This is a genomic window from Shewanella sp. 1CM18E (assembly GCF_023161665.1).
Lineage (GTDB): Bacteria > Pseudomonadota > Gammaproteobacteria > Enterobacterales > Shewanellaceae > Shewanella.
Genome location: NZ_JALNTW010000001.1, coordinates 715,411 through 732,103, shown reverse-complemented (window position 1 = coordinate 732,103; position 16,693 = coordinate 715,411). Strand labels below are relative to the sequence as shown.

The following is a 16,693-nucleotide window of genomic DNA, read 5'->3' as shown; positions in this document are numbered from 1 at the left end:
AAACACCTCATTGAACCTATCTTATGCTGATGGCAATAAGATAGGTTTTCTTGTTTCTAACAACGCATCGTTTCTTTTACTTAGGTAGTTAAAATTATGGTTTTAGGCTTAGCCAAGGGCTGGTCTGTCACAGGTTATACGTTAGCATTACTGGTTATCACACCACTTATTGCACTTATTGGTCAGTCATTTATGCCTGATGAATCTGTGTTTCCCCACCTTTTTAATACCGTGTTGCCTACCTATATTAGTAACAGTTTATGGCTGATGTTTTGGGTGGTGCTAGGTTCGTTAATTATCGCGATCCCTGCTGCTTGGCTGGTGGCTAAATGTGATTTTCCCGGTAGACGTATTTTTCAGTGGGCTTTATTACTGCCGTTAGCTATGCCTGCCTATGTAGTCGCTTATGTGTATACCGACTTGCTTGATTATGCGGGGCCGGTGCAGCGAAGCTTACGGGCATTTTTTGCTTGGCAATCGCCGCAAGATTACCACTTTCCTGAAGTTCGATCCTTAGGCGGTGCAGCTATCATGTTAGCACTGGTGTTATTTCCCTATATTTACTTATTGGCAAGAACCGCCTTTATGGAGCAGTCAGCCAGTTTAACCCAAGCCACTCGAGTGATGGGCTGCGGGCCTTGGAAGAGTTTTTGGCGTTTAAGCCTGCCTATGGCGCGGCCAGCATTTGCAGTGGGAGCTGCGTTAGTTGCCATGGAAACTGCCGCTGATTTTGCCACGGTAAGCTATTTTGCTGTACCCACTTTAACAACTGCGGTTTACGATACTTGGTTTGAATATGGCAGTTTGACGGCAGCGGCTAAGCTCTCAACCATAATGTTGTTGGTGATTTTTGCCATGGTGGGCTTTGAGCGATTTGCCCGTCGCAAACAAAAGCTGTTTCAAAAACAATCAACTCCCGGTGAACTAGATATCTACCCTTTAAAAGGTGCCAAAGCTATGCTGGCTTTGGGCTATTGCTGTACCTTGCTGGTGTTGGCGTTTTTATTGCCTTTCATCATTTTATTGCAATACGCTTATGGCTATTTCGCTGAAAGCTGGAATGAAGAGTTTTTTGAATACAGTTTTAATAGTCTGTGGATAGCCATGGTGGCGAGTGTTATTTGTGTTGCTATCGGTATTTTGCTGATGTTTATTCGCCGAATTAGCCCGCGAAGAGCAGATATTTTGCCTTCACGGTTAGCGTCAACAGGTTATGCATTGCCCGGTACTGTGTTGGCGATAGGTATATTAGTCCCTTTTACCGTTATAGATTTCGCGATTGATGACATAGCTTTGTACTTTGATGTTCAGGGACCCGGTTTAATCTTTACTGGAAGCAGTTTTATTATTGTTTGCGCATTCTGCATTCGCTTTGCGGCAATAGCCATTGGTAGTATCGAAAATAGTTATAAACGCATTTCGCCATCGCTTGATATGGCCGGCATAACTATGGGGTTAAAGCCGATGAACTTGTTGCGTTTAGTGCATATTCCTCTACTTCGAAAAGGTATTTTTGCTGGGTTATTGTTAGTCTTCATCGAATGCATGAAAGAGTTACCTGCAGCCTTATTACTTAGGCCTATAGGCTTTGAAAATTTAGCGACTTATGTATATCAGTTTGTATCGGATGAGCAACTTGAGCACGGGGCGTTAGCAGCAATTGTAATTGTGCTAGTTGGCCTAATTCCGCTTATCTATCTGAATCGTTCCTTGGAGCAAGATAATTAATATGGCGACATTAGCAATACATCAAGTATTTAGTGACTACCAAGGGCAAGTGATCTTAAAAGGCTTAGATCTTACTGTTGAAAAGGGTGAAATCGTGGCACTGCTAGGCCCTAGTGGTTGTGGTAAAACAACCTTGCTGCGGGCAATTGCCGGTTTACAGTCTATCAGCCAAGGTTCAATTATTATCAACAATAGAGTCGTTGCCGATAAGAATCAGTTTATCGCTAGTGAAAAGCGTGGTGTGGGGATGATCTTCCAAGATTACGCGCTATTTCCGCATCTCACTGTGGCTGACAATATTTTATTTGGTGTGCAAACTCGTAATAAGAAATTACGCAAAGCTCGATTAGAAGAGATGCTCGGCCTTGTTAAGTTAGAGGGTTTAGCTAAGCGTTATCCTCATGAGCTATCAGGCGGGCAGCAACAAAGGGTCTCTATTGCTAGAGCATTAGCTTATGAACCTGAAGTGCTGTTACTCGACGAACCATTTTCTAATATCGATGCTAAAGTGCGTAAAGAGATGATGTTAGAGATCAGAGAGATCCTTAAAAAACATAATGTCAGTGCTGTTTTTGTTACTCACAGTAAAGATGAGGCATTTGTGTTCGCCGATAAATTGGCTTTGTTTAACGAAGGGCATATTGTGCAATGTGGTGATGCTGAAAACTTATATTCCGCGCCTTCAGATCGATATGTTGCAGATTTTTTGGGTACAGCTAACTATTTAACAGCACAGATTATTGATAGCCATACAGTGGAAACCTCAATTGGGGAAATAGCCAGTAATAAGCCAATTAGCAATGCTGTAGGCAGTGACGTAGAGCTTTTAGTTAGGCCACAACATTTACACTTAACAGGCACTGCTAAAGGCAAAGGAGAGATTCTTGAGCGACGCTTTCTTGGCAATATTTGCCAATATCAAGTACAGGTTGGCACAAACGTATTAGATGTCCACAGTACAGATCTTGATTTTTCAGTTGGAGATCGAGTTGATATAACCTACAAAAATCGCAGTTTGGTGCTGTTTTCATAAGGTGATGCACGATATAACTTCAGATTAAGCTTGGGTTTAGTTTAATCGTATAAGGTAATGACTAAGCGATTGGCACTGGCTGTAAAGGTGATAGCGATATATTTTGCGATCTTGATCTATTTGAGCTTTGTCTAAATCTGCGTGACAACCAACATTTCTGTTTTAATTCTAGTTATTGTGCGTCAGTTAATGATATTAATGACTAAAGTTGTACATAATGTTGCCGAAATTAAATTCAGCAAAAGGGTTACTTAAAATAATGGATAGTCAGGTTATGCCGCGTGAACAGCTTGGAGTATGTGCAGAAGGGAACTTGCACAGTGTCTATTTAATGTTTAATGCTAACGACAATGTTGAGTCTGATATGCGTCCTTGTGTGGCGAATGTAGCTCAATATATTTATGAATTAGCAGATCAATACTCTGATAGTGCATTTAATGGTTTTGTTGCCATTGGCGCTAACTATTGGGACACACTATACCCAAGTGCTCGACCTGAGCAGCTAAAGCCTTTTCCTGCAATGAACAAAGGTACTCGTGATGCGCCTGCTATCGAATACGATTTGTTTGTGCATATCCGTTGTGATCGTTTTGATATACTTCATTTGGTTGCAAACGAAGTAAACCAAATGTTTGAAGGTCTTGTAGAGCTGGTTGATGAAGAGCGTGGCTTTAGATTTTTGGACGCGCGTGATTTAACTGGTTTTGTTGACGGTACAGAGAACCCTAAAGGGCGTAGCCGTCAAGAAGTGGCACTGATTGGCGAAGAAGATAGCCGCTTTAAAGGTGGTAGTTATATCCATGTGCAAAAGTTTGCTCATAACTTGAGTAAGTGGAACCGCCTACCGGTTAAAAAGCAAGAAGATGTAATCGGCCGTACTAAGGTTGATAATATTGAGTATGAATCAGCTGATAAGCCATTGACTAGCCATATCAAACGCGTAAACCTTAAAGATAGTGAAGGTAAGTCGATGGAAATTTTACGTCAGAGCATGCCTTATGGCTCGGTTAAAGAGCAGGGCTTAATGTTTATCTCTACTTGCCGTAATTCTGTGAATTTTGAAAAGATGCTTGAGAGCATGGTGTATGGTGACAATGAGGGGAACCACGACCATTTAATGCACTTTACTCAAGCATTAACCGGGTCATCATTCTTTGCTCCATCATTAGATTTTATGATCACAGCAGAGTAGTACCCTAGGCTAGTTAATGTATAAATAAAAAACGCACCTTATTAGGTGCGTTTTTTATGGTTATTTAGCAGGCATTTCATCTTTGTCCCAGTAGTTTGTCGGTCTACGGGTATAGATTTCGTTGACTGATTTAACCAGAACTTTGTTATTTTCAGGATAAACCACAACGTCATGAATATCTCTATTGCCAACAACGATAAAGATAAAGTCGTTTTCGCTATGGTTAAATAGCTTATGAGCTATACCCGTATCGGCATTGAAGCAGATATATTGGCCTTGGCTGAATATATGAGGCTCACCGTCGATATACAAAGTTGCTTCACCTTGCATAGCATAAATATGCTCTTCTTCTTTGGTGTGATAATGGGCGACTGCTGAAGACTTTCCTGGTGGTAAGCGCTCCATAGTTACACCAATTTTTTCGCCACCGGCCATATCACCAAGATGTTTTTGATCGCTGGCGTATTCGTCTTCGTGTTGCCACGATTCCCAGCATAGATCATTGATATTTATTATTTTACTCTTATGCATTTAGTCACCCTCAGCTTACAAAACTGTCATAAAGGATTATAACGATAATTGCTCAAGAGAGAAGACGCTATTCAATATATTGTATAAAACAATCTTTGAGTATCTCTGTGACTCCAGCTAGAAAATGAGTAGCTATAGGATGCTGGTGGGATTTTCCGAGTCTGTTTAGGCGAGCGCATTAGTATTACTGGCAGTTAGGTTCGATAAATTTGCTCAGATTGCAGAGTTGATGATGTTGAAAGCTAAGCTGAAGTTAACATGATAGCGAGTAAAAGCTAGATTTGTGGCAAGGATAGTCAGTTGAACAGGGTTATTAGAGCAGGGCAGGAATGTGCTGTTTTGGGACTGAAATTTGAGTTATCAAAGCAGAATTTAACAAAACTTAATGCCATACATCTCTTTATGGCATTAAGTTTATTAATATTTTTACGTGTTTTACCGCAGGTGTTGTAATTATAGCGTGACACTTAGTCAGCGTAATTAAACAATGACTTTACGGTTTCTAGTGTGTCTTCGACATTATGGATGCTAGACGGGCAAATAAAGATGGTATCGTCACCAGCAATTGTGCCCAAAATGCCTTCAGGTTTACCTATTGAGTCAAGTAAACGTGCAATCAGCTGCGCCGCACCAGGGCTGGTTCTAACCACGATCATAGCTTGGTTGTGGTCAACGTCGAGAACGAGATTTTTAAGCGGGCTACCGGCCGTTGGCACACCTAATTCGGCAGGTAGGCAATAAACCATCTCTTGCTTAGCATTACGAGTTCTAACGGCGCCGAACTTACTTAGCATACGAGAGACTTTAGATTGGTTAATGTTGCCAAAGCCCTCAGCTTGCAGAGCGGTAACAATTTCACTTTGAGAGCCAAATCGCTCTTCTTTTAAAATAGATTTGAAGGTCTTAACTAAATCATCTTGATTTTTACTTGCTTGCATATTTTTTTATTCTTTATTCAATAAGATCTGTTTCATGATGATTATTTTAGCAATTTTTGTCAAATAATATTCGTTTTAATGAATAAAAATTCACTGGCAGAGGCAATGGACGATAACAGTCTATTTAAGTTAGAATGATTATTCTAATTTTTGTCATTCTAATCTATCTCGTCAAATTGCCCGTAAGTCTCATTCCCGCCCGCTTCGCGAGTTAACCCTTTTATATTAGTGTTCTAGATTATACGGAACACGACTAAGGGATAATTGAAATTTAATTGTGAATCCAGTACTGTTGCGGCATTAGAAAAATAGATCTAAATCACAAAAATCCGAGAATTGACGGAGATAACTATGAAAGTTGCTGTACTTGGAGCTGCTGGCGGCATTGGCCAGGCACTTGCCCTACTGTTAAAAACACAATTACCTGCGGGTTCTACTTTGTCGCTTTATGATATCGCTCCAGTTACTCCTGGTGTTGCGGTTGATTTAAGCCACATCCCAACAGCGGTTGACGTGAAAGGTTTTGCTGGTGAAGATCCAACTCCTGCACTAGAAGGTGCTGACGTGGTTCTTATCTCTGCGGGTGTTGCGCGTAAACCAGGCATGGATCGCTCAGATCTATTCAATATCAATGCAGGTATCGTGCGTAATCTAGTTGAAAAGTGCGCGACTACTTGTCCGAAAGCACTTATCGGTATTATTACTAACCCTGTAAATACAACGGTTGCTATTGCGGCTGAAGTATTGAAAAAGGCTGGTGTTTACGACAAAAACCGTTTATTCGGTGTGACGACTCTTGATGTTATCCGTTCAGAAACGTTTGTTGCTGAAGCAAAAGGCTTAAACGTTGCTGACGTAAAAGTGCCTGTAATTGGTGGCCATAGTGGTGTAACTATTTTACCGCTACTATCTCAAGTTGAAGGTGTAAGCTTTACTGATGCAGAAGTTGCCGCCCTTACTACGCGTATTCAGAATGCGGGTACTGAAGTTGTTGAAGCTAAAGCTGGTGGCGGCAGCGCAACACTGTCTATGGGTCAAGCAGCATGTCGTTTCGGTTTATCACTTGTTCGTGGTCTACAGGGCGAAGCAAATGTTGTTGAATGCGCATATGTAGATGGTGGTAGTGAGCATGCTGATTTCTTCGCACAATCAGTTGTACTAGGTAAGAACGGCGTTGAAGAAGTGCTAGCTTACGGCGAAGTGAGTGTATTTGAGGCTAATGCTCGCGATGCAATGCTTGATACATTACAAGCTGATATCCAGCTAGGTATCGATTTCGTTAAGTAATCGTCAATACGGTTATTAAAAAGGGAGCCTACTAGGCTCCCTTTTTCTTTTCGTATCAGCTGAAGCGCTATTAATTGCTGCGTTGAGTTGCAATCATAGCCAGTGAAATTAATGCGGTCTTGTAATCTGAATCAGGAATGATAGAAAGTGCCGCGATGGCTTTTTCTGACTCTTCGATTGCACGTTGCTCGGTATATTCAAGCGCACCACAATTTTTAAGGGCTGCAAGAATCGTTTCGATATGCTCGGTACCGTCGCCTTTTTCGATCGCTTCACGGATAAGGGCTTTTTCTGTATCGCTACCATTTGCCATAGCGAAAATGAGCGGTAGAGTTGGTTTACCTTCTGCAAGGTCATCACCAATATTCTTACCAAGCTCTTCAGTGTCGGCAGTATAGTCAAGTAAGTCGTCAGTTAATTGGAACGCTGTACCTAAATACTTACCGTAATCAGCTAATGCAGTTTGCACTTCTATAGGGCTATCAGCTAAAAGGCCTGCTAAGCGAGTCGCTGCTTCAAACAGTTTTGCTGTTTTGCAGTAAATAACACGCATGTAGCTGTCTTCAGTGGTATCGGGGTCATTACAATTCATTAATTGTAAAACTTCGCCTTCAGCAAGCACATTGGTTGCATCAGCTAAGATCTCTAGCACTTCCATCGACTTTAGCTCAGTCATCATTTGGAATGAGCGAGTGTAAAGGAAGTCTCCGACCAATACACTGGCGCTATTGCCAAATAGTGCGTTGGCTGTTTCTCTGCCACGACGCAGCATTGACTCATCAACTACATCATCATGTAAAAGTGATGCGGTATGAATAAATTCAATAATTGCTGCTAATTTTAGGTGAGAATCACCTTTATAGTCTATGGCTCGAGCTGCTAGTATAGAGAGCAGAGGTCGTAAGCGTTTACCGCCACCGTTAATTATGTAGAACCCAAGTTGATTAATTAGGGCAACATCTGACTCTAGTTGTTTATAGATCAGTTGATTGACAGCTTGCATATCGCTATCAGTCAATTGACGAATGGCGTTTAAATCCATAAGTAGGCTCTAGTTCTTGTTGGCTGCTGGTTAACATACAGCGCAATTAAGGCTTAAATGTTATAATAAATGGATTCTACCTAAATTTACGGTACAAGACAGCAGTTGTAAGTAATTGTGAGAGTTATTTGGGTCTTTTTTTATTCTATGTTAATTAAGACTTGTCAGCAGCCAGTTCTTAGCGTAAACTCCGCGACCATTGTCATTAAAGCTTTTATAGCACCCCTGCATCAAACAAATATGTTTTGAGCGGCGTGTTAGAAATATCGGAGTAAAATAGCTATGTACGCTGTTTTTCAAAGTGGCGGCAAGCAACATCGCGTTGAAGCCGGCCATACAGTTCGTTTAGAGAAATTAGAAGTTGCTACAGGCGAAACTATCGAATTTGACCAAGTTCTTTTGGTTGCTGATGGTGAAACTGTACACGTAGGTGCACCTTTAGTTGAAGGTGGTAAGGTTGTTGCTGAAGTAATCAGCCACGGCCGTGCGGAGAAGGTAACTATCGTTAAGTTCCGTCGTCGTAAGCACCACGATAAGAAAATGGGCCACCGTCAGTGGTTCACCGAAGTTAAAATTACAGCTATCAACGCTTAATTAGGAGAATAACTCATGGCACATAAAAAAGCTGGCGGTTCTACTCGTAACGGCCGCGATTCAGAAAGTAAACGTCTTGGTGTAAAGCGCTTCGGCGGTGAATCAGTTCTAGCTGGTAACATCATCGTTCGTCAACGTGGTACTAAATTCCACGCTGGTGTTAATGTTGGTATCGGTCGTGACCACACTTTATTCGCTCTTACCGATGGTAAAGTGAAGTTTGAAGTTAAAGGTCCACAGAACCGTAAGTTCATCAGCATCGAAGATTAATCTGTAGCTTAAGCTAAGATTGATATTAAGCCCCGCCATTGGTGGGGCTTTGTTTTTTTTAAATTAAGTTAAATTGTTTTTTGGCGACTAGAATCGTTAAGAGTATAATTCTTTCATTCTGTGGTGCCAGGAGTTGGTATGAAGTTTGTCGATGAAGCTATTATCCGTGTAGAAGCCGGTAATGGTGGCAGTGGTTGCGTTAGCTTTAGACGCGAAAAATATGTTCCGGATGGTGGTCCAGACGGTGGTGATGGTGGCGATGGCGGCAGTGTTTATCTGCAGGCTGATGAAAACCTCAATACACTGATCACTTATCAGTTTGAACGCTTCCATATCGCCGAGCGCGGTAAAAATGGTCGCGGACGTGATTGTACTGGTCACGGCGGTGAGGATTTGATCCTTAAAGTACCTGTTGGTACACGCGCTATCGACAACGATACCGAAGAATCTCTAGGTGACTTAACCACACACGGGCAAAAATTGCTTGTGGCTAAAGGTGGTTTCCATGGCCTTGGTAACACTCGTTTTAAGAGTAGTACTAACCGTGCACCAAGACAAAAAACATTAGGTACTGATGGTGAAGTTCGTAGCCTTAAGTTAGAGCTACTGTTACTTGCAGACGTTGGCTTACTAGGTATGCCTAACGCAGGTAAATCAACTTTCATCCGTTCTGTATCAAAAGCTAAGCCAAAGGTTGCAGACTACCCGTTTACAACACTGGTGCCTAACTTAGGTGTTGTTAACCCAAGACCTGGTCAAAGCTTTGTTATTGCCGATATTCCAGGTCTAATCGAAGGTGCTGCTGACGGTGCTGGACTGGGTGTTCAGTTCTTAAAGCATCTTGAGCGTTGTCGTGTATTGCTGCACATTTTGGATGTAGAGCCGATTGACGGTAGTGATCCAGTTGAAGCGGCACGTGCTATTGTTGGTGAGCTTGAGAAACACTCTCCAAAGCTTGCTAGCAAGCCACGTTGGTTGGTTATCAACAAAGCTGACTTAATGCTTGAAGAAGAGTTACAAGAGCGTATCGACCGCATCGTTAAAGAGCTAGAGTGGGACGGTGACGTTTACACTATCTCTGCTTATAACCGTGAAGGTACTGCTGAGTTAGCCGTTAAACTATTAGACTTTATCGATTCACTTCCTCCAGAAGAAGAAGTTGATGCTGACGCTGAAGTTGAGTTTAAGTGGGATAACTATCACCAAAGTGCAAATGAATCAGTCAACGAAGATTACGACGATGACTTTGATGATGATTTTGACGATGATGATTATGATGTAGAAATTATCTACCAAAGATAATTTTGCATAAGAGGAAGTTGAGACAAGGTGTACGCTACAACGCAAAATGACATTACTCGTCAGGTCGTTAGAGTTGCTCAACTTCTGCTTGCTTATGGCGCTGAATCTGAACTCGTTGAAGAGATCACTCAGCGTCTAGGCCACGCCTTAGGGTTAGAGAGTGTTGAGATTTCTATTTCCTCTAACTCACTCGTATTAACCAGCCTTTCTGTTGGCCGCTGTATTACCACCACCCGCCGTATTCGTGAACATGGTATTAATATGACCGTGGTTTGCGAGCTGCAACGCATCTGTTTACTGACTGAAAAAGGCATTTACGGCCTCAATGAAGTACGTAAAAGAGTAGGTCGAATTCAACCAAAAACTTACCCAGCAAAATATGTAGTGCCTATGATTGGCCTATCTTGTGCGAGTTTTTGTCATTTGTTTGGTGGCGATCTTAATGCTTGTTTAATTACTTTTCTGGCATCGGCCACAGGCATGTTTGTGCGCTTATCTATCGCTAAACGTCACTATAACTTGCTACTTAATTTCAGTGTTACAGCATTTGTCACGACCTTAATCGCGCAAACTGGTTATCAGTTTGACTGGACAGATACACCTAAGTTGCCTATGGCTGCAAGTGTGTTAATGCTGGTGCCAGGTTTTCCGATGATTAACTCAATATCAGATATGGTTAAAGGTCACCTAAACGTTGGGATCTCGCGCTGGGGCCACGCAACATTACTCACAGTTGCTTCAGTTATTGGTATCACAATCGCGATGCAAATTGGCGGGTTGTTTTTATGATGTCGCTAATTTTGACCATGTTAAACGACGCCTTATTCTCGGCAATTCCTGCAATAGGCTTTGCTATGGTATTTAATGTGCCGCGTCGATATTTACCCTATTGCGCTCTTGCCGCAGCGTTAGGTCATGGCAGTCGCACTATGTGGCTGAGCTTAGGCTTACCTATAGAATGGGCAACATTTCTAGCTGCAGCCCTTGTTGGCGTGGTAACCATAGCGTTTGCTAAGAAGCATTTAGCCCCACCATTAATGTATGCAGTGGCTGCAATAATCCCCATGATCCCAGGTACTTATGCCTTTAATACAGTGATTGGTTTAGTTCAACTAGCGGCGCAAGCTGAAATGAGCCCTGAGCTTATCTACGAAGTCGTTAGTAATGGATTAAAAACAGTGTTTATTCTGGGGGCGTTATCTGTTGGTTTAGCTATGCCTAGCTTATTGTATTTCCGCTCGCGGCCGGTCATTAAGTAGCTCAATATTGCCTTTGCTTAAATACTCACTGGTGAATGCTCGCTACTTTAGCTGCGTGGCTGTTTTATCTGTTTTAGAAATAATAATTAAAGGGAAGTCTTATGAAAATCGCTATGATCGCCGCAATGGCAAATAACCGCGTAATCGGTAAAGATAATCAAATGCCTTGGCACCTTCCTGAAGACCTACGCCACTTTAAAGCGATGACATTAGGTAAGCCTGTTGTTATGGGCCGTAAAACCTACGAGTCGATTGGCCGTCCGTTGCCAGGTCGACATAATATCGTTATTAGTCGTCAACCTGAGCTAGCTATTGAAGGGGTTACTACGGTAACAAGTTTCGCTGAAGCTAAACAGGCGGCAGGAGAGTGTGAAGAGCTAGTTATTATGGGCGGAGGTCAGTTATATGCCATGTTGTTGCCTCAGGCCGATATTTTATACCTTACTGAAATTGCACTCGATGTTGAAGGCGATACTTTTTTCCCAGAGTGGAACGACGGTAGTTGGCAAGAAGTGTCTCGAGATGTAGCCAAAAATGATAAACAACTTGAATATAGCTTTATCAAGTTGGTGAAAAAATGTTAAATTCAATAGGTTGTTTAGTACCCTGTATAAAGATAAAGCAAGCCTACTAGATAGCGCTACTTTTCTAATAAATAAAAACTAAAAAAATAAGGAGTGTCAGATGCGCTTGTTGTCTGTAAGCCTCGCTACATTGATGGTGGCATCTTCAATTTCTATTTCATCAACTGCTACGGCTAACCAAGACCAATTGGCTGCTAATATTTGCAACTATGTTCAGGCTGATGATAAAAACCGTTTACGTAAAAAGTTAAAAGAGAGCCGAGTAAAGCTGCGCAATATTTATAGTGGTGTATCTTGTAATGGCGATAGCCTGCTAAGAACAGCACTAAAAAGTGGTTCTAATAAAGTGGGGACTTTTGTTGCGAAGCGTTTACCTGCGTCTGAGTTGGGTTCTGCTGAAGCTGACGGTCAAACAATTGTTGCCTGGGCTGAAAGTAATGGCCATGGCGGCAGTGAAATTACTAGCGCGATTAAATCGCGTATTGCCGGCGGTTAATTACTGCTAGAAAAAATACCGGGATTGTCCCGGTATTTTTTTGTCTATTTTTTGCTTTCTGTCCTAAAGCAGCGATTTCAGCAGACTCAATTTCAAGGGCTTTACACCTTAAACTCTTTAACTGAAGCCTGCAGTTCTTCTGCTAGCTGAGCAACCTGATGGCTCGATTGTGCTGTTTGATCCGCGCCGGTTGAAGTTTCTTCAGAAATAGCGGCGATATGCTCAAGCTTTTCTGACACTTGTTGACTAACGAGGTTTTGCTCTTGTGCTGCATGAGCAATATGCGTTCCTGAGTCATGAGCGCGATGTACAGCATCGCTAATACTTTCTAGAGCGTTATTAGCCTGTTCAGTTTTATCAACGCAAGAGTTGGCCTGAGTGCGTCCTAGGTCCATTACTGCAACAGCTTCCTGAGTTCCTTGCTGTAGTACTTCAATCATCTGCTGGATCTCTTGTGTGGAGTCTTGGGTGCGTGAGGCAAGACTGCGTACTTCATCGGCTACTACCGCAAAACCACGACCTTGCTCACCGGCACGAGCGGCTTCAATGGCGGCGTTAAGTGCGAGTAGGTTAGTCTGCTCAGCAATACCACGGATCACATCAAGGATAGATCCTATCGAGGCACTGTCGGCGTGTACCTTGTTGATAACAACGCTTGCCTTAGAGACTTCGTCCGCAAGCGCCAAAATCGTACGCTTATTTTCATCAGCAATTAGGCGCATATGCTGGCTTTCATCGTCAGCTGCTTTTATTTGGCTAAGGGCATCATCTGCACTGGCAGTAACTTGTTGGGCGCTAGAACTTAGTTGAGTCGTCGCAGTAGCAACCTGATCAACTTGACTTTTTTGTTCTTGAATACCCACTGTGGTTTGCGCGGTAATCGCTGATGTTTCTTCTGCTGCGGCTGCCAGTTGATCTGAACGTTCTAAAATTCCTTGAATTAAGCCACGTAGGCTATCAACGAGCTTATTGCAGTTTGCTGATAGCTTGGCAAATTCATCATGGCCGGAATCATCTAGTTTATGAGTTAAGTCACCAGATGCGAGAACATTAAGCGCATGGTTTACTTTATCGAGTGAGCGAGTCAGTGGCCTTACAACTGCAATACTCACCACAACCGCAACGACTATGGCAACCAACATGAGTAAAATTGTGCGCATACTGGCACTATCTATATTCGCGATAGCGTCGGTACTAATTTGGTTGGAGATGGTTTCGATATTGTTATTTAGCGTGGACATTTGCTGGTTAACTCTGCCTGCACTTAGCTCTACTTCGTCAAGTAAACTTGCAGCGCTATCATTAAAGGCTATTTCGTTTCGCTTTAACTCGGTTAATGAGTTGCGTCCGCTTATCATGCTAAATACGTTATTGGCTTCGGTATTGATCTCGTTGATTAGCTCCGCATCGACAATACCTTGCCAGTTTGAGGTGACATAGGTGACTTTGCTTTTAGCATCACTAACTATGTAATCAAGCTCCTTAGAAATGGTATTAAACTTGGCTTTATCTTTACTACCCATTAAGTCAAAGCTAGTACTTACAATGCTGCTAAAACTAAGCTCTAGATTACTCGCTGTCGCCGCTATCTCTTGTTCGGTTAGATCTTCACTCATCTCAAGGTCGATTAAGTCGAGTAATAGAGAGGCTGTGTCATCGGCACCAATTTCAATATCATCATAACGAGTCACAATTTTCTGTGCGCTGACTAATGCATTTTCATGTGCCTGCATCATCTGCTTGCTTGTCGTATTGAACTTTGTGTAATCACTCTCTAATTGGCTAATAACCGAGGTAAATTCGCTATTATCGCTAACGAGTGCGCTAAGCTTATCAAGTTCGCTATTAAAGATTTTACCTGCGGCAGAGAACTGTGCATTGACTTGCGGCATTTCGGCGACATTAGGACTATGGTAAGCCACTAGGATCTGCTTTTCTTGCTGAGAAATCGTTTGAGTCAGCAGGTTACTTGACTCTAAGGCTGGAAGGCTTAACTGCTGTAAAACTTGAGTGCTTGTCTTTAGTTGGTTGTTGGTAAACCAAGAAGCGGCGCCGAGAACGAGTAATAGTAAGGTGACAACCGTAAATCCACCTATGACTCTAGTGGCTACATTTAACTTCATAAGCGCTCCATTGTTATTATTTTTATTTAAAGTCACTGTTTTGGCGACACCTAGTTGATATGTTATATCGACCAGATGTCGAAATAGTTTAACTCTTTTTTAACTTCGTTTAACGTCTTTTAATTTAATCTGCGTAATTTTCTGATCTGACTCTAAATGCCATAACGTCATGTGTTCCCCCCAACAGCAACCTGTATCGAGTGCTAAGCGATTAGCGTGTTGAGTTTGCCCCATAATTGCAGCCCAGTGCCCGAATACGACACGGTAGTCATTAGGCAGTTTATGAGGAAGGTTAAACCACGGAGTTAAATTCGACTGGTTACAATGTTCTATTGGTGCTTTGCAGTTAAAATCTAGCGCACCGGAGTCAGTGATATAGCGCATGCGGGTTAGCGCATTGATACAATAAATCTGCTGCTCAAGACTGGATAATTGAGGTCGGTCTTGGTCAATATCATTGGTGTACATGTGCGCAATGAGAGCGGTTAGGTAATCGCTTGACTGTAAGACATTACTCACAGCGTCTGCTCTGGCTCTTAGAGTTGCAAGCTCCCAATTTGGTGGAATGCCTGCGTGGGTCATAATGAGTTGCTGATCAGGAAGTTCCTGATACAAGGGCTGTAATCTTAGCCAGTCGATGATAGAAGCGATATCTTCAGATGCCAGTAGTTCGCTTAGATGATCTTTGGGGTTTGCGCGCTTTAGTTGACCCTGTATAGCCAGTAAGTGAAGATCGTGATTGCCGAGAACGACTTTTGCAGAACCTTGTAATGATTTAAAAAAACGTAAGGTTTCAAGTGACCCCGGTCCTCTGGCCACAAGATCGCCAACAGCCCAAAGGGTGTCACGCGACGGGTTAAAAGCTACTTTTTCAAGTAACAAGGTGAGTTCATTAAAACAGCCTTGAATATCACCTACAAAATAGTTTGCCATTTTTACCTATTTATTATGATTTTATAATGGTTAGTGCAGTAATCCGGGTATAGATAATCGAAAGGCTGAGATTATTGCCTTAAATTCTTGTCCCTGTTCATCTGTCATAGTGTAACTTCCCTCCATCACACCTAACGGCGTTTCTAGTACGGTACCACTAGTATATTCATATGAAGAGTTGGGTTTGATGGTTGGGGTTTCTCCAACAACACCTGAGCCATGAACTTCACTTTTTCGGCCCTCTGCATCGGTTATGCACCAATGACGGCTTTTTAGTGTAATGTCTTCGTTGCCAAGGTTATGGATGGTAATTGTGTAGCTAAATAGGTATTTGTCTTCATCGGGTGAGGATTGGGTTTCGATATACGCTGTTTTTACGTCAACTCTAACTGATGATGCTAAATGACTCATATAGCCCCCTAAAAAGCTTAATTTAATCTTATGTTTACGCGGGTATAGACTTCATATTAAAGCCTGTATTGGAGAATTAATAGGTAAATGTCTACCGATAAAGTATAAAAAAAGGGCAGTTAATGCCCCTTTTCAGATAGTGAATGATTCGAAAGTTACTTCTTATCAAATACGTGGTTAGCCATGGCGACATACTGGTCGACACGGATTTGCTCTGGTCGCAATGTTGGATCTATACCTAACTCAGCAAAGTCTTCATCTGATAACATTTGCTTAAGGTTATTTCTTAACGTTTTACGACGCATATTGAAGGCGGTAGTGGTTAAGTTTCTTAGTAGCTCAACATCTTTACAAGGCCACGGCTTGTTTTTGTAAGGCACTAAGCGCACGACCGCAGAATCAACTTTTGGTGGTGGTGTAAAACATCCTGGTGGTACTTCAAGTACAGGCATCACTTGGCAGTGGTATTGCGCCATTACGGTTAAGCGGCCATAAGCCTTAGTTCCTGGCGCAGCGGAAAGTCTTAACACCACTTCTTTTTGCAGCATAAAGTGCATATTTTCAATATGCTCTGCAAATTCAAATAAGTGGAACATAAGCGGCGTTGAGATGTTGTATGGCAGGTTACCAAACACTTTCATCTGCTTGTCTTCACGTACCAATTGGTTGAAGTCAAACTTTAATGCATCGCCTTGATGGATCTCGAGTTTATCTTTCAGCACTGGGTGCTCTTGTAAACGCTCAACCAAATCTTTATCTAGTTCAACAACAATCAATTTGTCGATGCTAGTTGCTACAGGCTCAGTTAACGCCGCTAAACCTGGGCCAATTTCTACCATAACGTGGTCGTTATCTGGTGAGATAGCGCCAACAATGCGATTAATCACATTTTCGTCGGTTAAGAAGTTTTGTCCGAAACGCTTTCTGGCCGTATGGCCTAAATGTACTTTATTGCTCATGAGGTAACTTT

General features: G+C 42.2%; 18 protein-coding genes. 11 read left to right on the top strand and 7 right to left on the bottom strand.

All coding sequences use genetic code 11. The annotated features are described in order from the left end of the window. The first annotated feature begins 96 nt into the window (after nt 1–96). The 3 genes from MSG37_RS03205 (at nt 97) to MSG37_RS03195 (ending at nt 3,953) form a co-directional block, all read left to right on the top strand. Complete coding sequence (locus tag MSG37_RS03205) at nt 97–1,728, top strand: iron ABC transporter permease (protein ID WP_248469097.1); 1,632 nt, start codon at nt 97–99, stop codon at nt 1,726–1,728. Nucleotide 1,729: 1 nt separating this feature from the next. Beyond that, nucleotides 1,730–2,761 carry an ABC transporter ATP-binding protein gene (locus tag MSG37_RS03200; protein WP_248469096.1) on the top strand — a complete coding sequence of 344 codons (1,032 nt, stop codon included), beginning with the start codon at nt 1,730–1,732 and terminating at the stop codon, nt 2,759–2,761. A gap of 259 nt (nt 2,762–3,020) precedes the next feature. Continuing rightward, a complete protein-coding gene (locus tag MSG37_RS03195) occupies nt 3,021–3,953 on the top strand; it encodes a Dyp-type peroxidase (RefSeq protein WP_248469095.1) in 933 nt (310 codons plus the stop codon). Between the two features lie 60 nt (nt 3,954–4,013). Here the strand turns inward: MSG37_RS03195 and MSG37_RS03190 are convergent, their stop codons facing one another. Continuing rightward, nucleotides 4,014–4,484 (bottom strand): cupin domain-containing protein, encoded by a 471-nt coding sequence (locus MSG37_RS03190; RefSeq protein WP_248469094.1) that lies wholly within the window; start codon nt 4,482–4,484, stop codon nt 4,014–4,016. Between the two features lie 467 nt (nt 4,485–4,951). Next, entirely contained in the window at nt 4,952–5,422 is a 471-nt protein-coding gene (gene argR, locus MSG37_RS03185; protein ID WP_248469093.1) for a transcriptional regulator ArgR, read from the bottom strand. A gap of 351 nt (nt 5,423–5,773) precedes the next feature. Here argR and mdh point away from each other — a divergent pair, with 351 nt between their 5' ends. Then, complete coding sequence (gene mdh / locus MSG37_RS03180; RefSeq protein ID WP_248469092.1) at nt 5,774–6,709, top strand: malate dehydrogenase; 936 nt, start codon at nt 5,774–5,776, stop codon at nt 6,707–6,709. Nucleotides 6,710–6,779: 70 nt separating this feature from the next. Here the strand turns inward: mdh and ispB are convergent, their stop codons facing one another. Next, complete coding sequence (gene ispB / locus MSG37_RS03175) at nt 6,780–7,751, bottom strand: octaprenyl diphosphate synthase (protein WP_248469091.1); 972 nt, start codon at nt 7,749–7,751, stop codon at nt 6,780–6,782. Between the two features lie 282 nt (nt 7,752–8,033). Between ispB and rplU the strand changes: the two genes are divergently transcribed. The 7 genes from rplU to MSG37_RS03140 all read left to right on the top strand — a co-directional run bounded on the left by rplU (nt 8,034) and on the right by MSG37_RS03140 (nt 12,256). Then, the gene (rplU, locus tag MSG37_RS03170) at nt 8,034–8,345 is read left to right on the top strand and encodes a 50S ribosomal protein L21 (protein WP_028765847.1); all 312 of its coding nucleotides are present in this window, start codon (nt 8,034–8,036) and stop codon (nt 8,343–8,345) included. Between the two features lie 15 nt (nt 8,346–8,360). Continuing rightward, entirely contained in the window at nt 8,361–8,615 is a 255-nt protein-coding gene (gene rpmA / locus MSG37_RS03165) for a 50S ribosomal protein L27 (protein ID WP_012154114.1), read from the top strand. A gap of 138 nt (nt 8,616–8,753) precedes the next feature. Beyond that, a complete protein-coding gene (gene cgtA / locus MSG37_RS03160) occupies nt 8,754–9,917 on the top strand; it encodes an Obg family GTPase CgtA (protein ID WP_248469090.1) in 1,164 nt (387 codons plus the stop codon). Nucleotides 9,918–9,944: 27 nt separating this feature from the next. Beyond that, complete coding sequence (locus MSG37_RS03155) at nt 9,945–10,706, top strand: threonine/serine exporter family protein (RefSeq protein WP_248469089.1); 762 nt, start codon at nt 9,945–9,947, stop codon at nt 10,704–10,706. After that, nucleotides 10,703–11,176 carry a threonine/serine exporter family protein gene (locus MSG37_RS03150; RefSeq protein ID WP_248469088.1) on the top strand — a complete coding sequence of 158 codons (474 nt, stop codon included), beginning with the start codon at nt 10,703–10,705 and terminating at the stop codon, nt 11,174–11,176. The genes MSG37_RS03155 and MSG37_RS03150 overlap by 4 nt, the downstream gene beginning before the upstream one ends. A 101-nt stretch (nt 11,177–11,277) precedes the next feature. Continuing rightward, nucleotides 11,278–11,760: a type 3 dihydrofolate reductase gene (gene folA, locus MSG37_RS03145; protein ID WP_248469087.1), complete on the top strand. Its 483-nt coding sequence runs from the start codon at nt 11,278–11,280 to the stop codon at nt 11,758–11,760. A gap of 100 nt (nt 11,761–11,860) precedes the next feature. Further along, nucleotides 11,861–12,256 (top strand): DUF3718 domain-containing protein, encoded by a 396-nt coding sequence (locus MSG37_RS03140; RefSeq protein WP_248469086.1) that lies wholly within the window; start codon nt 11,861–11,863, stop codon nt 12,254–12,256. Nucleotides 12,257–12,357: 101 nt separating this feature from the next. Here MSG37_RS03140 and MSG37_RS03135 read toward each other — a convergent pair whose 3' ends face one another. From MSG37_RS03135 to rsmA, 4 genes are all read right to left on the bottom strand, one after another. After that, nucleotides 12,358–14,379: a methyl-accepting chemotaxis protein gene (locus MSG37_RS03135; RefSeq protein WP_248469085.1), complete on the bottom strand. Its 2,022-nt coding sequence runs from the start codon at nt 14,377–14,379 to the stop codon at nt 12,358–12,360. A gap of 99 nt (nt 14,380–14,478) precedes the next feature. Next, nucleotides 14,479–15,312, bottom strand: coding sequence for a symmetrical bis(5'-nucleosyl)-tetraphosphatase (locus tag MSG37_RS03130; protein ID WP_248469084.1), 834 nt, complete (start codon nt 15,310–15,312; stop codon nt 14,479–14,481). Between the two features lie 30 nt (nt 15,313–15,342). Further along, entirely contained in the window at nt 15,343–15,723 is a 381-nt protein-coding gene (apaG, locus tag MSG37_RS03125; RefSeq protein WP_248469083.1) for a Co2+/Mg2+ efflux protein ApaG, read from the bottom strand. A 155-nt stretch (nt 15,724–15,878) separates the two neighbouring features. Beyond that, nucleotides 15,879–16,682, bottom strand: a complete 804-nt coding sequence (gene rsmA, locus MSG37_RS03120; protein WP_248469082.1) for a 16S rRNA (adenine(1518)-N(6)/adenine(1519)-N(6))-dimethyltransferase RsmA — start codon at nt 16,680–16,682, stop codon at nt 15,879–15,881. Nucleotides 16,683–16,693: the final 11 nt, after the last annotated feature.

Excerpts from the sequence above, each read along its gene's own strand:
- MSG37_RS03205 (WP_248469097.1), top strand. The coding sequence starts at position 97 with ATGGTTTTAGGCTTAGCCAAGGGCTGGTCTGTCACAGGTTATACGTTA.
- MSG37_RS03200 (WP_248469096.1), top strand. The coding sequence starts at position 1,730 with ATGGCGACATTAGCAATACATCAAGTATTTAGTGACTACCAAGGGCAA.
- MSG37_RS03195 (WP_248469095.1), top strand. The coding sequence starts at position 3,021 with ATGGATAGTCAGGTTATGCCGCGTGAACAGCTTGGAGTATGTGCAGAA.
- MSG37_RS03190 (WP_248469094.1), bottom strand. The coding sequence starts at position 4,484 with ATGCATAAGAGTAAAATAATAAATATCAATGATCTATGCTGGGAATCG.
- argR (WP_248469093.1), bottom strand. The coding sequence starts at position 5,422 with ATGCAAGCAAGTAAAAATCAAGATGATTTAGTTAAGACCTTCAAATCT.
- mdh (WP_248469092.1), top strand. The coding sequence starts at position 5,774 with ATGAAAGTTGCTGTACTTGGAGCTGCTGGCGGCATTGGCCAGGCACTT.
- ispB (WP_248469091.1), bottom strand. The coding sequence starts at position 7,751 with ATGGATTTAAACGCCATTCGTCAATTGACTGATAGCGATATGCAAGCT.
- rplU (WP_028765847.1), top strand. The coding sequence starts at position 8,034 with ATGTACGCTGTTTTTCAAAGTGGCGGCAAGCAACATCGCGTTGAAGCC.
- rpmA (WP_012154114.1), top strand. The coding sequence starts at position 8,361 with ATGGCACATAAAAAAGCTGGCGGTTCTACTCGTAACGGCCGCGATTCA.
- cgtA (WP_248469090.1), top strand. The coding sequence starts at position 8,754 with ATGAAGTTTGTCGATGAAGCTATTATCCGTGTAGAAGCCGGTAATGGT.
- MSG37_RS03150 (WP_248469088.1), top strand. The coding sequence starts at position 10,703 with ATGATGTCGCTAATTTTGACCATGTTAAACGACGCCTTATTCTCGGCA.
- folA (WP_248469087.1), top strand. The coding sequence starts at position 11,278 with ATGAAAATCGCTATGATCGCCGCAATGGCAAATAACCGCGTAATCGGT.
- MSG37_RS03140 (WP_248469086.1), top strand. The coding sequence starts at position 11,861 with ATGCGCTTGTTGTCTGTAAGCCTCGCTACATTGATGGTGGCATCTTCA.
- MSG37_RS03135 (WP_248469085.1), bottom strand. The coding sequence starts at position 14,379 with ATGAAGTTAAATGTAGCCACTAGAGTCATAGGTGGATTTACGGTTGTC.
- MSG37_RS03130 (WP_248469084.1), bottom strand. The coding sequence starts at position 15,312 with ATGGCAAACTATTTTGTAGGTGATATTCAAGGCTGTTTTAATGAACTC.
- apaG (WP_248469083.1), bottom strand. The coding sequence starts at position 15,723 with ATGAGTCATTTAGCATCATCAGTTAGAGTTGACGTAAAAACAGCGTAT.
- rsmA (WP_248469082.1), bottom strand. The coding sequence starts at position 16,682 with ATGAGCAATAAAGTACATTTAGGCCATACGGCCAGAAAGCGTTTCGGA.